This is a genomic window from Streptomyces sp. NPDC006643 (assembly GCF_042870175.1).
Classification (GTDB): Bacteria; Actinomycetota; Actinomycetes; order Streptomycetales; family Streptomycetaceae; genus Streptomyces.
On record NZ_JBIAHA010000001.1, the window covers coordinates 535,770 to 548,683 of the forward strand.

9 protein-coding genes and 1 tRNA gene are annotated in these 12,914 nt (G+C 72.4%); 1 reads left to right on the forward strand and 9 read right to left on the reverse strand.

Features of this window, described 5'->3' with window-relative positions; all coding sequences use genetic code 11:
- Positions 1 to 38: 38 nt before the first annotated feature.
- From ACFYNU_RS02255 to ACFYNU_RS02265, 3 genes are all read right to left on the reverse strand, one after another.
- Entirely contained in the window at positions 39 to 680 is a 642-nt protein-coding gene (locus ACFYNU_RS02255; protein WP_023541417.1) for an IclR family transcriptional regulator, read from the reverse strand.
- A 406-nt stretch (positions 681 to 1,086) separates the two neighbouring features.
- Positions 1,087 to 2,871: a DEAD/DEAH box helicase gene (locus ACFYNU_RS02260; RefSeq protein WP_356590046.1), complete on the reverse strand. Its 1,785-nt coding sequence runs from the start codon at positions 2,869 to 2,871 to the stop codon at positions 1,087 to 1,089.
- A 170-nt stretch (positions 2,872 to 3,041) separates the two neighbouring features.
- A complete protein-coding gene (locus tag ACFYNU_RS02265) occupies positions 3,042 to 4,529 on the reverse strand; it encodes an MFS transporter (RefSeq protein ID WP_356590044.1) in 1,488 nt (495 codons plus the stop codon).
- Between the two features lie 168 nt (positions 4,530 to 4,697).
- Between ACFYNU_RS02265 and ACFYNU_RS02270 the strand changes: the two genes are divergently transcribed.
- Positions 4,698 to 4,769 (forward strand) — tRNA-Cys (locus tag ACFYNU_RS02270).
- Between the two features lie 88 nt (positions 4,770 to 4,857).
- Here the strand turns inward: ACFYNU_RS02270 and ACFYNU_RS02275 are convergent.
- From ACFYNU_RS02275 to ACFYNU_RS02300, 6 genes are all read right to left on the reverse strand, one after another.
- The gene (locus ACFYNU_RS02275) at positions 4,858 to 7,164 is read right to left on the reverse strand and encodes a xanthine dehydrogenase family protein molybdopterin-binding subunit (RefSeq protein ID WP_356590042.1); all 2,307 of its coding nucleotides are present in this window, start codon (positions 7,162 to 7,164) and stop codon (positions 4,858 to 4,860) included.
- On the reverse strand, positions 7,161 to 8,675 hold the full coding sequence (locus tag ACFYNU_RS02280) for a 2Fe-2S iron-sulfur cluster-binding protein (protein WP_388764819.1): 1,515 nt from the start codon (positions 8,673 to 8,675) through the stop codon (positions 7,161 to 7,163). Before ACFYNU_RS02280 ends, ACFYNU_RS02275 begins: the two co-directional genes overlap by 4 nt.
- Positions 8,672 to 9,568: a xanthine dehydrogenase family protein subunit M gene (locus tag ACFYNU_RS02285; RefSeq protein ID WP_023541412.1), complete on the reverse strand. Its 897-nt coding sequence runs from the start codon at positions 9,566 to 9,568 to the stop codon at positions 8,672 to 8,674. Before ACFYNU_RS02285 ends, ACFYNU_RS02280 begins: the two co-directional genes overlap by 4 nt.
- 245 nt (positions 9,569 to 9,813) lie before the next feature.
- Positions 9,814 to 11,460: a beta-N-acetylhexosaminidase gene (locus tag ACFYNU_RS02290; RefSeq protein ID WP_356590040.1), complete on the reverse strand. Its 1,647-nt coding sequence runs from the start codon at positions 11,458 to 11,460 to the stop codon at positions 9,814 to 9,816.
- A 300-nt stretch (positions 11,461 to 11,760) separates the two neighbouring features.
- The gene (locus ACFYNU_RS02295) at positions 11,761 to 12,063 is read right to left on the reverse strand and encodes a DUF3039 domain-containing protein (protein ID WP_031231446.1); all 303 of its coding nucleotides are present in this window, start codon (positions 12,061 to 12,063) and stop codon (positions 11,761 to 11,763) included.
- Positions 12,064 to 12,253: 190 nt separating this feature from the next.
- Positions 12,254 to 12,814: a YqgE/AlgH family protein gene (locus tag ACFYNU_RS02300; RefSeq protein WP_356590037.1), complete on the reverse strand. Its 561-nt coding sequence runs from the start codon at positions 12,812 to 12,814 to the stop codon at positions 12,254 to 12,256.
- Between the last annotated feature and the right edge of the window lie 100 nt (positions 12,815 to 12,914).

Below are 12,914 nucleotides of genomic sequence, written 5' to 3' on the forward strand. Positions count from 1 at the left end.
CAATCTATCGGCCGCCCGCGGGGCGGGGTCCTCGGCCCTCAGCGCAGTGCGTCGGCCACCTCGCGCGCGGCGTCGACCACCCGGGGGCCCACCCGCTCCGGCACCGAGTCGGCGAGCATCACCACGCCCACGCTGCCCTCGATCCCGGTCACCCCGACGAGCGCGGCGGCGGCGCCGCTGGCGCCCGCTTCCAGTTCGCCGTGGGTCAGCGTGCACCGTGCCTCGGTGTACGAGCCCTGCCGGGCGGCCAGGATGGCCTTGCCGGCGGCGCCCCGGTCCAGCGGGTGCCGGAAGCCGGCGCGGTACGCGACGTGGTAGTCCGTCCAGGTCGGCTCCACGACGGCGACGGCCAGCGCCTCGGCGCCGTCCACGAGCGTGAGATGCGCGGTGGCGCCTATGTCCTCGGCGAGCGAACGCAGCGCGGGCAGCGCGGCTTCCCGTACGAGCGGATGCACCTGGCGGCCCAGACGCAGCACCCCCAGGCCCACCCTGGCCCGGCCGCCGAGATCGCGGCGGACCAGCGCGTGCTGTTCGAGGGTGGCGAGAAGTCGGTAGACGACGGTGCGGTTGACGCCGAGTTTGTTGGACAACTCGGTGACGGTCAGCCCGTGGTCGGTGTCGGCGAGCAGTTTGAGGACGCGCAGTCCCCTGTCGAGCGTCTGGGAGGTCTCCGCGGTCACGACGCCCTCTCCTTCGGAGTTTCGGAGTGAGTGACGACGGCCCTCACGGAGTCTGCGGCGCCGGTCCCATCGGCGACGCACGGAGAGGCCGCCGGCAGGCAGGCCATGGCGCACCGGCTGCGCTCCGCGGCGGCGCTGCCACGGCGCGTATGTATTGCCGGGACATTAGCGATCCGTACCGCTCAGCGGAAGACCTCGTCCAGAATCCGGTCATGCGCGGTCAGTTGCTCCCTGTTCGCGCCGGAACAAGCCCCGAAAAGGGATTCGCGCCTACCAATCACACGATTTCCCACGAATGGACGCGCGTAGAAACGCCTCGGAGACGTCGTTGAGACGTCTCCGAGGCGAGAGAAAAGGCGGAAAGAGAACGAGAAAAATGTTCGCGCGCGGTGCGCGGGCGCCGGGCTCAGCGCATCCGGGTCGCCCATTCCTGGACCTTTTTGATCCGCTCGCGCAGTTGTCCCCCGGTGGCCTCCGCGCTGGGCGGCCCGCCGCACACGCGGCGCAGCTCCGTGTGGATCACCCCGTGCGGCTTGCCGCTCTGGTGGACGTACGCGCCGACCATCGTGTTGAGCTGCTTGCGCAGCTCCAGCAGTTCCTTGTGCGAGACCACGGGCCGCCGGTCGGCGGGCAGCTCCAGCAGATCGGCCTCCGCGTCGGGCTTCTTGCGGCTGTGCGCGATCTGCCGGGCCTGCCGCTTCTGGAGGAGCATCTGCACCTGGTCGGGTTCGAGGAGGCCGGGGATACCGAGGTAGTCCTGCTCCTCCTCGCTGCCGGGGTGCGCCTGCATGCCGAACTCGGCGCCGTCGTACAGCACCCGGTCGAAGACCGCGTCGGACTCCAGCGCCTCGAAGGGCAGCATGTCCTGTTCGCCGGTGTCCTCGTCGAGTTCGCGCTCGGCCTCCGCCATCTCCTTCTCGGACTCGGCGTACGGGTCGTCCTCGCCGGCCTTCTTGGGCTTGTCGAGTACGTGGTCGCGCTCCAGCTCCATCTCGCCCGCGAAGCCGAGGAGTCCGGGGATGGTGGGCAGGAAGACGGAGGCGGTCTCGCCGCGCCGGCGGGAGCGGACGAAGCGGCCGACGGCCTGTGCGAAGAACAGGGGGGTGGAGATGGTGGTGGCGTACACACCGACGGCGAGACGCGGCACGTCGACGCCTTCGGACACCATGCGCACGGCGACCATCCAGCGCTCCTCGCTCGCGCTGAAGTCGTCGATGCGCTTGGAGGCGGCGGCCTCGTCGGAGAGTACGACGGTGGCCTTCGTGCCGGTGATCTCGCGGATGAGCTTGGCGTACGCGCGGGCCTGGTCCTGGTCGGTGGCGATGACCAGTCCCCCGGCGTCCGGCATGGACTTGCGCACCTCGGTGAGCCGTTGGTCCGCGGCGCGCAGCACGTTGGGCATCCAGTCGCCGCGCGGGTCGAGCGCGGTGCGCCACGCCTGTGAGACGGCGTCCTTGGTCATGGGATCGCCCAGCTTGGCGGCGACCTCGTCACCGGCCTTGGTGCGCCAGCGCATGTTGCCGCTGTAGCTGAGGAAGATGACGGGGCGCACGACGCCGTCGCCGAGGGCGTTGCCGTAGCCGTAGGTGTAGTCGGCGGAGGAGCGGCGGATGCCGTCGTTGCCCTCCTCGTACGCGACGAAGGGGATCGGGTTGGTGTCGGACCTGAAGGGCGTACCGGTCAGCGCGAGGCGCCTGGCGGCCGGCTCGAACGCCTCAAGGCACGCCTCGCCCCAGGACTTGGAGTCACCGGCGTGGTGGATCTCGTCGAGGATCACGAGGGTCTTGCGCTGCTCGCAGCGGTTGCGGTGGAGCATGGGGCGTACGCCGACACCCGCGTACGTCACGGCGACCCCGTGGTACTCCTTGCTCAGCGCCCCCGCGCTGTAGTCCGGGTCGAGCTTGATCCCTATCCGCGCGGCGGCCTCCGCCCACTGCTTCTTCAGATGCTCGGTCGGCGCGACGACGGTGATCTGCTGCACGACGTGGTGGTGCAGCAGCCAGGACGCGAGGGTCAGCGCGAAGGTGGTCTTCCCGGCGCCGGGGGTCGCGACGGCGAGGAAGTCACGCGGCTGCTCCTGGAGATAGCGCTCCAGCGCCTTCTCCTGCCAGGCACGCAGCTTGTTGGCCGTGCCCCAGGGCGCGCGGCCGGGGAAGGCGGGTGAGAGGTGGTGGGAGGCGGTAGTAGTCACGGTCTCCGGTTCACGGACGCTCGGGTACACGGACTGCACGGCGGGGCCGGGCTCAGATACGACAACCGGGCCACCCTACCGGCGCCCCGGCCCCATCCTCGTACGAACAAGCCGGGCCCGGGAAGGTGCGACCCGGGTCACACGCCCTCCCCGCGCACCCCGCACCCGCGTCACCCGCCGTCGCGCGCGGCCCGCACCCGTGTCGCCACCCAGACCCCCGCCAGCGCCACCGCCGCCATCGGGAGGAACACCGCCGCGAACGCCGCCGGATGGGAGGCGCTAGCCGCGGTGAGGTCGTGGGCGCCCACCGCGCCGCCGCCCAGGGCCGCGAACGCCGCGCCGCCCGCCGCCAGCAGCAGGACGTTGGACAGGCCGTCGGATATCTGGAGCGCGGCGGAGTTCGTGCCCGCCTCCTCAGGAGGCGAGAGCTTCAGCAGCAGCACGCTGGTGGACGCGATCACCGCGCCCATGCCGAGGCAGCCGACCGCCCAGGCGACGCCCACGACCCAGACGGGGACCGATTCGATCAGCACGCTCGGCGCCGCGGCGATGGCGGCGGCGACCAGCACCATGCCGCCCATCAGCAGGCGTTCGCGGTGGGGTTCCATACGCGGGCGGGACTGGATGTACGAGCCCAGTGCCCAGGTCGCGCCGCCGACGGCCAGCGAGAGGCCCGCCAGCGTCGGGGAGAGGCCGCGCTGGGTGACGAGCATCAGCGGGACGAAGCTCTCCGCCGCGATGAAGGAGCCGGCGGCGACACCGCGCAGCAGGACGACCGACGGCATGCCCCGGGCCGCGCGGTAGGTGCCGCGCGGCAGCAGCCCGAGGACGGCGGGGACGATCAGCGCGGCGCCCGCGACGCCGGGGAGCAGGGACCACCAGTTGAGGTCCTGGCCCGCGTATTGGAGCAGTCCCGCGCCGAGCGAGATCGCCAGCGCGAGGCGGATCCGGCGCCGGTCGAAGGCCGGTACGGGCTCCGAGGGGTCGGCGGAGGGGGCGGGTCCGCCCGCCATCTGCCGGATCGCGGGCAGCGCGGTCGCCAGCGGCAGTATCACCAGGACGGGGATGCCGATGAACACCCAGCGCCAGCCGAGGTGTTCGGTGACCGTGCCGGAGGCGAGCGGTCCGACGACCGACGGGATCACCCAGCTCGCGGCGAACGCGGCCATGATCGCGGGCCGCAGCCGCTCCGAGTAGGCGCGGCTGACGACGACGTACAGCGCGACGATCACCAGCCCGCCACCGAGCCCCTGGACGGCCCGGCCCGCGATGAACAGCCACATGGCACCGGCCGTGCCGGAGAGCAGCAGCCCGAGCGCGAAGGCGGTGATCCCGGTGACGAGCGGCCTCAGCGGGCCGCTGCGGTCGGCCCACTGCCCGGAGAGCACCATCGCGAAGAGGCTGGTGGTGAAGTACGCGGAGAAGGCGAACGCGTACAGCGAGACGCCCCGCAACTCGCGTGCGGCGACCGGCATCGCGGTACCGACCGCCGTGGCCTCGAAGGCGATCAGCAGGACGACGCAGATGATACCGATGCTGAGGGCACGGTGGGTCCTGCCGAGAATGCCGTCCTGGCCGGGGTCGGTGTCGAGGGCGACGGGCGTGGCGGGTGAGGCGGGTGAGGCGACCTCGGCGTCGCTCGGTTCCAGGGCGGTCATGGACTCAGCGTAAGGGGCATGCACCCTGTTGAACCCTGTCGCTGGTCGGTGCGGACCTCGTCCCTTGGTCGTACGACCGTGAACGGCGTGTGGCAGTCGCGTTGCGGGGTGCCCGGCGCCCTTGAGGCCGTACGCCGCCGCGCCTACGGTCGAGGCATTGGTACGCACGGCCGTGTGCCCGAGTGGTTCAGGGGCTCGACTGCAAATCGAGTTACGTGGGTTCGATTCCCGCCACGGCCTCTTCAAGAAGTCCCGTGAGAAGTCCTGTGAGTCACGTAACAGGTCGCTGTCGAAGCCCTCGCCGAAGTTCCTTCGGGGAGGGCTTCGCTCATCCCGCCGTCACCACCGCCGACTGCGGCCTGATCGGCAGCCGGTTGACGGGGCGGCCCGTCGCCGCGCGTACCGCAGCCGCCACCGCCGCCGGGGAGGTCACGACCGGCGCCGCGCTCGCCGGCTTCGCGCCGAACGGGGCCACCACGTCGCGCTCCTCGACCAGCTTGACGATGCGGATGTCCGGCGCGTCCAGGGACGTCGGCAGCGCGTAGCCGGTGAGGTCGGGACGGCGTACGAGACCGCGGGTCGTACGGAGGTTCTCCGTCAGGGCCGTACCGATGCCCTGGGTGACGCCCGCCTCGATACGGGTCGCGAGCTGCGCCGGGTTGAGGACCCGGCCGACGTCCTGCGCCACGGCCATCTCCACCACGCGGATCGAGCCGAGTTCGATGTCGACGTCCACGACCGCGCGGATGGCGCAGAAGGCGAGCCCGACGAACGCGTCGCCCTGGCCGGACCCGTCGAGCGGTTCGGTGGGGTGCGGGCGGCACTGGGCCGTCGCCCACAGCTCCTTGCCGTCCATCGCCTCGGTGACGGTGGTCGACAGCACACCGTCGTAGGAGGTGATCTTTCCGTCGGTGATCTGGAGCAGTTCCGTGGACATGCCGAACTTGTGCGCCAGCGGCTGGAGCAGCTGTGTACGGACCATCTTCGCCGCCCGCTCGACCGCGCCGCCGGAGACCCAGGTGTGGCGGCCGTGCGTGGCGGGGCCCGCCGGGGGCTGGTCGGTGTCGACCGACGCGACGTGCACCTCTTCGATGCCGAGCGTCTCCTGGACGATCTGGCGGGCGAGGGTGGAGAAGCCCTGGCCGGTCTCGACGGCCGCGCAGATGACCGTGGCGACGCCGTCGTGGACCTTGACGGTGGCGGTGGAGACCTCGTCGGCGCCCTCGGCGCCGAGCATGTGGACCATGCCGAGCGCGTAGCCCACACCACGGCGTACGGCGCCGGGCTCGCCCGCGCCCTCGGGCCCGCCCGGCAGCAGCCAGGACGACTCGGGGATGTCCTTGGGCAGCGCGGGGAGCGGGAAGTCCCGTACGGCGCGCAGCAGTTCGGCGACGGGCGCCGGGCAGGTGACGGTCTGCCCGGTGGGCAGGATGTCGCCGGTCGCCAGCGCGTTGCGCAGGCGCAGCTCGGCCGGGTCGATGCCGATCTTGGCCGCGAGCTTGTCCATCTGGCCTTCGTACGCGGCGCAGACCTGCATCGCGCCCTCGCCCCTGACATGGCCGGAGGGCGGGTTGTTGGTGCGTACGGCCCAGCCCTCGATGAAGGCGTGCGGGACGATGTACGGGCCGCAGGCGAACGCGACGGCCGCCGCGAGGGATTCGGACGAGGCGTCCGCGTACGCGCCCGCGTCGAGCAGGATCTGCGCCTCGACCTTGACGAGCCGGCCCTCGCTGTCGGCGTGGTGCCGGTAGCGCAGCAGCGTCGGGTGCCGGTGGGCGTGCCCGAGGAAGGACTCCTCGCGGGTCGCGGCGAGCTTCACCGGGCAGCCGGTGTGCAGGGCGAGCAGGCCGAGCGGGATCTGGAAGCCGGGGTCCTCGCGGTCGCCGGTGGCGCCGGGGACGCCGGTGACGACGACCTTCACCTGGTCGGGTTCGAGGCCGAAGCAGGCGGCGGCGAGGTCGCGGTCGGTGTGCGGGTCGGTGGAGCCGGTGTAGATCTCCACGCCGCCGTCGGGGCGCGGTACGGCGAGTCCGGCCTCGGCTCCGATCGGGGCCGGGTCCTGGCGGCCGATGCGGTACAGGCCCTCGACGACCACCTCGCCCATGAGGTCGGGGTCGCCGTAGCGCAGCGGGATGTGCCGGATCAGATTGCCGTCCGGGTGCAGCGGCTCGGCCTCGAAGGCCTTCTCCGGGTCGGTGACGGGGTCCAGGATCTCGTACTCGACGGCGATGGCGGCGGCGGCCATCCGCGCGGTGTCCGGGTGGTCGGCCGCGACGGCGGCGATGGCCTCGCCGTGGTGGCGTACGACGTCGGAGGCGAAGACGGGGCGGTCGGCGACGAGCCTTCCGTAGGAGGGGTCGCCGAGGACGTCGAGATGGGTCACCACGGCCCGTACGCCCGGCATTTCGGCGGCGGCGGCCGTGTCGATCGACAGGATGCGGGCGTGTGGGTGCGGTGAGCGCAGCAGCGCCGCCCACAGCAGGCCCTCGGCCCAGAGGTCGGCGGCGTACGGGAAGGTGCCCTCGGTCTTGGCGCGGGCGTCGGCCGGGGGGAGGGACGCACCGAGGCCCAGCGCGGGCGGCTCCTGCCGGGGGCCGTCGAGTGCCTGGGTCTCGGTGGCCGCGTCGTTGCTCACGCCATGCCTCCGTCGTGCGGGTCGAGAGGTGCGGGGTGGGCGCCGCCGGCGCCCGGTGGTGCCTGGTGCGGGATACGGGCCTCGTCGGCGGCCTCGGCGCTGGCCGCGCGTTCGGCGACGACCTCGCCGACGGCGTCGAGCACGCCCCGGTATCCGGAGCAGCGGCAGAGGTTGCCGCACAGCGCCTGGCGGGTCTCCAGCTCGCTGGGGTCGTGGTTGCCTTCGAGGAGGTCGTGGACGGTCATGGCCATGCCGGGGATGCAGAAACCGCACTGCACGGCCCCGCAGTTGGCCAGGGCGCGCTGGACGTCGGACGGTTCGCCGTCGGCGGCCAGGCCCTCGACCGTACGGACCTCGGAGCCGGCCGCCGTGGCCGCCGGGACGAGGCAGGAGGCGACGAGCCGGCCGTCGACCTGGACGTTGCAGGCACCGCATTCGCCCTGCGAGCAGCCGTCCTTGGCGCCGGCGAGGCCGAGGCGCTCGCGCAGGACGTAGAGCAGGGATTCGCCGATCCAGGCGTCGGTGACGGGGCGGTCGCCGCCGTTGACGCGCAGGACGTAGGAGTCGGCGGGGTGTTCGGCGCTGTCGTTGCTGGTAGTGAGCGGGGCGGCTGCCGGTTCCGGTTCGGGTGCGGGTTCCGGTGCGGCTGGTTCCGGTTCGGGCTCCGGTCGCGACGCGGGCGGCGCTTCCGCAACCGCTTCGCTCACGGTTTCCGGTACGGGCTCGGCGTCCGCCTCCGGCGCCACCGCCTCCGGCGCCACCGCCTCGGGCACGGCCTGCGGGGCCGGTTCCGGCGCATGCTCCGGCCCGTGCTCCGGCGCGAATTCCCGTACGGGCTCCGATGCCGGTTCCGGTTCCGGTTCTGGTTCCGGTTCTGGTTCCGGCGCCCACGGGGCGCGCGCACCACCCGGAAGGGTGGCGGGCGGCGCACCGCCCGACCACTGCGACGTGGTGGGCATGGACGTGGTGAACTCGCCCGACTCGTCGGGAAGCTCGTCCCCGATGACCGGGATCACCCACTGCCCGGTGGGCTGCGGCGGGGCCGGGGGGCCCTGCTCCGTACGGGAGTCGGCGGGTCCGGCGGCTCCGGCGCCACCGGTCGTGCCGGACCCGTCGGTGAAGGTCCACTGTCCGGTCGCCTGCGGTTCGTGCGGCAGGTCCGGGGCGACGGCCCCCTGCGGGGCGTAGCCGTACGGATCGTGCTGCGCCTGCGGCGTGTGCGGCGCCCACTGTCCGACGCCCGCCGGATCCGCGTGCCCCACGGCGCCGTCGGCGGGCCGTTGGTCGATCGTCGGTGGTACGTACCCGTGTCCGCGCGCCGCCAGCGGCGCGTCCGCCCGGTCCTCGGGCGGCAGTTGGACGAACGCGGTCGCCTCCGCGTCGTACTCGCCGCCCTGCGGGATCGGCTGCCACGCGCCGCGCCCCTGCGGGTGCCCTTGCGCGGGGTCGTGCGGATGGTCGGGCCGACGCCCCTCCGGAGTCCCGGAGTTCTCGTTCTCGTCGGTGGTCACGGCAGCGCCCTCCCCAGTGCTCGTCGAGCCAGCGTGGCGACGGTACGCCTCAGGTGCAGCACGGCGGGCGGCAGGGCGGGCGGCTCGCTCCCGTCCGCCGCCGGTTCCGGGTCGGGGATACAGGCCGCGGCGACGTACTCCCCGAAGGCCGCCAGTGCCTCGGGCGCCAGCCCGCGGTCGGCGTCCCAGTCGATCAGCGAGGCGATCCAGCGCTCCGCCTCCAGCGGGCGCAGCGGCATCGGCGCGATGGCGCCGACCGCGCAGCGCACGCCCCGGCGCGCCGGGTCGAGCACGACGGCGACGGACGCGGTGGCCCGGCCGGGGCCGGTGCGTCCCGTCGCCTTGAGGTAGACCTGCGGGGCGTGCAGCAGGGGAACCCGTACGAAGCCGATGAGTTCGGCGGGCGCCAGCATCTCGCGGCCCGCCAGCAGATGTGAGACGGGGATCTCACGGCGCGCGCCGCCGGGGCCCGCGACGACGAGGTCCGCCTCCAGGGCCGCCAGGACGGGCAGTGAGTCGCCGGTGGGGGCCGCGCTGGCGATGTTCCCGCCGAGCGTGCCCGCGTTGCGGATCTGGGGCGGTCCCGCGGCGCGCGCGGACGCGGCCAGCGCGGGGATGAGGGCGGCGAAGTCGGGCCGTCCCATGCGCGCGTGGGTGAGTCCGGTGCCCAGCAGGGCGTGTCCGTCCTGGTAGTGCCAGCCGCGCAGTTCGCTGATCCGGCCGAGACCGACCAGACCCGCGGGCCTGAGAAGGCCCTTGTTGACGGCGGCCATCAGATCGGTGCCACCCGCGACGGGCACGGCGGCAGGCATGGCGCTCAGCGCCGCCACGGCCTCGTCGAGCGAGGCCGGCAGCGTCACGGACTGCGCCGTCTGCGGTGCGTGCGTGGTCAACCCAGCTGCCCCTTCCCGGTGTCCCGGCTGTCCGCCTGTGTTGGCCGTACCGTACGTGCTCACAGGCCGGACGAGGCAACTCTGGCACATCTTCCGGGCCCACCGGTCCGAGGGTCCATGAAGCACGCTTCCGTCCCCGAACGAGGGGAAGGTCCGTTTTCACGCCTCTTCACCGACACATACGGAATGCCATTGTTCGGCACTCCTTGTACGACTTCTCCGTACGGACAGCCCCGGTCGGGGGGTCACACGATCGGGGGTGATCCTTCGATCGGACGTCCGAGAACGGCCGAGTCGCCGTTCGGTCCCGGACGCTTGTGCCAGGGCAACGGGCCGCCGGGCGGCCGGTATTCGACCCCCAGGGCGTCAAGGCGCTTGTAGTGCGCGGTCATTCGGCGTTCGAAATCGGCGAAGTCACGGTCCGGGGACTCGGGCAGGGTCGACCAGGCGACCTCGGCGAAGGCGGACAGACGCGGGAAGAGCTGGTAGTCGACGCGGGATCTGTCCTGCATCACCTCGGTCCAGACGTTGGCCTGGGTGCCGAGGACATGGGCGGCGTCGGCGCCGGTCAGCTCGGGCGGTACGGGCTCGAAGCGGTAGACGTCCTCCAGTGTGCGGACGTAGCCGATGGGCATCGGCTCGTCCTCGCCCGCCGACTGACGGTGGTCCAGATACACCTGCTGTTCGGGGCACATGACGACGTCGTGGCCGGCCTTGGCGGCGGCGATCCCGCCCGCGTAGCCGCGCCAGGAGGAGACGGCGGCGCCGGGGGCGAGCCCGCCCTCCAGGATCTCGTCCCAGCCGATGAGGCGCCGGCCGCGCGCGGAGAGCCAGCCGTCGAAGTGCCGGATGAACCAGGACTGGAGCTCGTCCTCGTCGGCCAGGCCGAGTTCACGGATCCGCTCCTGGGCGGCGGGTGAGCGCTTCCACTGGTCCTTGGGGCACTCGTCGCCGCCGATGTGGATGAACGGCGAGGTGGCGGCCGGGAAAAGGTCGAGCAGTTCCTCGAAGACGCCCTCGAAGAAGCGCAGGGTGTTGTCGGTGGGGGCGAGCACGTTCGGGTTGACGCCCCAGGTGTCCCAGACGTCCAGCGCCGCGGTGTCCACGACGTCGGTGTTGCCCAGCTCCGGGTACGCGGCGATGGCGGCCTGCGAGTGGCCGGGGATGTCGATCTCGGGGACGACGGAGATGTGCCGCTCGGCGGCGTACGCGACGATCTCGCGGATGTCGTCCTGGGTGTAGAAACCGCCGTGCGGCTTCTCGTCCCAGATGTCCGAGAACCGGTGGCCGTACTTGGTCCGCGAGCGCCACGCGCCGACCTCGGTCAGCTTCGGATGGCGCTTGATCTGGACGCGCCAGCCCTGGTCGTCGGTGAGATGGAAGTGGAAGACGTTCAGCTTGTGCGCGGCCATCAGGTCCAGGAAGCGCAGCACACCGTCCTTCGGCATGAAGTGCCGTGACACGTCGAGCATGACGCCGCGCCAGCCGAAGCGGGGGTGGTCCTCGATGACCTGACGGGGGATCTCCTGCCGTACGCCGGGGGACACGGGGGCGCGGCGGAACGCCTTGGGGCCGAGCAGCTGACGGAGCGTCTGGGCGCCCCAGAAGACTCCGGCCGCGCTGCCGCCGTGGATCTCGGCGCCCCACTCGGCGGTGATGTCCAGCCTGTACGCCTCGGGGGCCATGGACTCGTCGATGCGCAGCGAGACGGCGTTGCTGCCGCCGGCCGGGCCGGGGGCGAGCGGCAGCCCCAGGGCCGCGCCGACGGTGGCGCGCAGCCAGCGCTCGGTGCCCTCGGTCCCGGGCGCCGCCCAGAGCGTGGTGGCCGAGTCGGGGACGAAGCCGCCGCTCTTCGGGCCTTCGACACTGACGGGCGCCGGGATCAGGTCCATCACGTGAATCCTCAGTCCTCGTTCGGCTGGCATATGCCGGAGTCAATGGGTCGTTGAGCGTCCAGCTGGACACTAGGCCCGGCCCGGACGTACGGACAAGTGGTCTCAACCAATCGGTGACCAGGCACACGTGTACGCGGCATCCGTCTCGGGACCTCCGCCTACCCGCTCACGCCGGGCGCACGCGAACGGCTCCGGGGCGCGCGTGTGCGCGCCCCGGAGCCGTTCAGCGTCCGAGCGTCCGAAAAAGAACGACGGGCCCCCGGTCCGGGCCGAGGACCCGGACCGAAGGCCGGGGGCTCAGCTCTTGCCCTTGCCGCTCTTGTCCTTGCCGCCCTTGTCCTTGTCCCCGCCGGGGCCCATGGACTCGTAGATCTCCTTGCACATCGGACAGACCGGATACTTCTTGGGGTCGCGCCCCGGTACCCAGACCTTTCCGCACAGTGCCACCACCGGAGTGCCGTCGAGGGCACTCGCCATGATCTTGTCCTTCTGGACGTAATGGGCGAAGCGCTCGTGGTCGCCGTCGCCGTGCGACACCTTCGGTGTCGGCTCCACGAGGGTGCCCGTACCTGCCCCGCGCTCGGGCTCAAGAGTGCTCATAACCGCCAAGGGTACCCACGCCCGACCCGTCCCGAGGGCCCCGGTCGCTCACGCATCGCGTCGACGCAGCGTCACGAGCCCTCCGCGGAGCGCTGCGGCCGTCCACAGCAGCGGTACGCCGAGCCCGCCCCAGGCGCCCACATCGATCCGGTCGTCCGGGACGACCCGCAGAATCCGGGCCCCGGCGACGTCAGTTGAGCGAGGGGTCGTCCGGATAGGTGGCCACCATGGCGAGTTCGCTGCGCTGCCGGCGCAGCACGGCGCGCCACAGGCTCTCGGGGCGCGGCGACGACACGTCCCCGGGCTCCGACTCGACCACGTACCAGGCGCCTTCGGTCAGTTCGTCCTCCAGCTGGCCGGGTCCCCAGCCCGCGTATCCGGCGAAGATCCGCAGGGAGCCGAGCGCCCGCGCGAGCAGTTCGGGCGGTGTCTCCAGATCGACCAGGCCGATCGCGCCGTGCACCCGGCGCCAGCCGAGCGGCCCCTCGTCACCGGGGATGACGGCGAGGCCGAGCGCCGAGTCGAGGGAGACGGGGCCGCCCTGGAAGACGACACCGGGGTCCCCGGCGAGCCCGCCCCAGGACTCCAGGATGTCCCCGACGTCCACGGGGGTGGGCCTGTTGAGGACCACGCCGAGCGAGCCCTCCTCGTCATGGTCGAGCAGGAGCACCACCGCGCGGTCGAAATTCGGATCCGCCAGGGCCGGGGTCGCGACGAGCAGCCGGCCTGTGAGCGAGGACACCTCGGTCATGGCAGACATGATCCCGCACATTCGCCTTCAGCGGGGGCCGCGCGGCAGAGTGTGCGTGATCGCAGCTCAGGCGCACGGCGGCACGGGGAGCGCAAGGACG

What these genes read in the sequence shown, in the direction of transcription:
- ACFYNU_RS02265 (WP_356590044.1), bottom strand. Translation starts at nt 4,529, where the DNA reads ATGACCGCCCTGGAACCGAGCGACGCCGAGGTCGCCTCACCCGCCTCA.
- ACFYNU_RS02290 (WP_356590040.1), bottom strand. Translation starts at nt 11,460, where the DNA reads ATGGACCTGATCCCGGCGCCCGTCAGTGTCGAAGGCCCGAAGAGCGGC.
- ACFYNU_RS02295 (WP_031231446.1), bottom strand. Translation starts at nt 12,063, where the DNA reads ATGAGCACTCTTGAGCCCGAGCGCGGGGCAGGTACGGGCACCCTCGTG.
- ACFYNU_RS02300 (WP_356590037.1), bottom strand. Translation starts at nt 12,814, where the DNA reads ATGACCGAGGTGTCCTCGCTCACAGGCCGGCTGCTCGTCGCGACCCCG.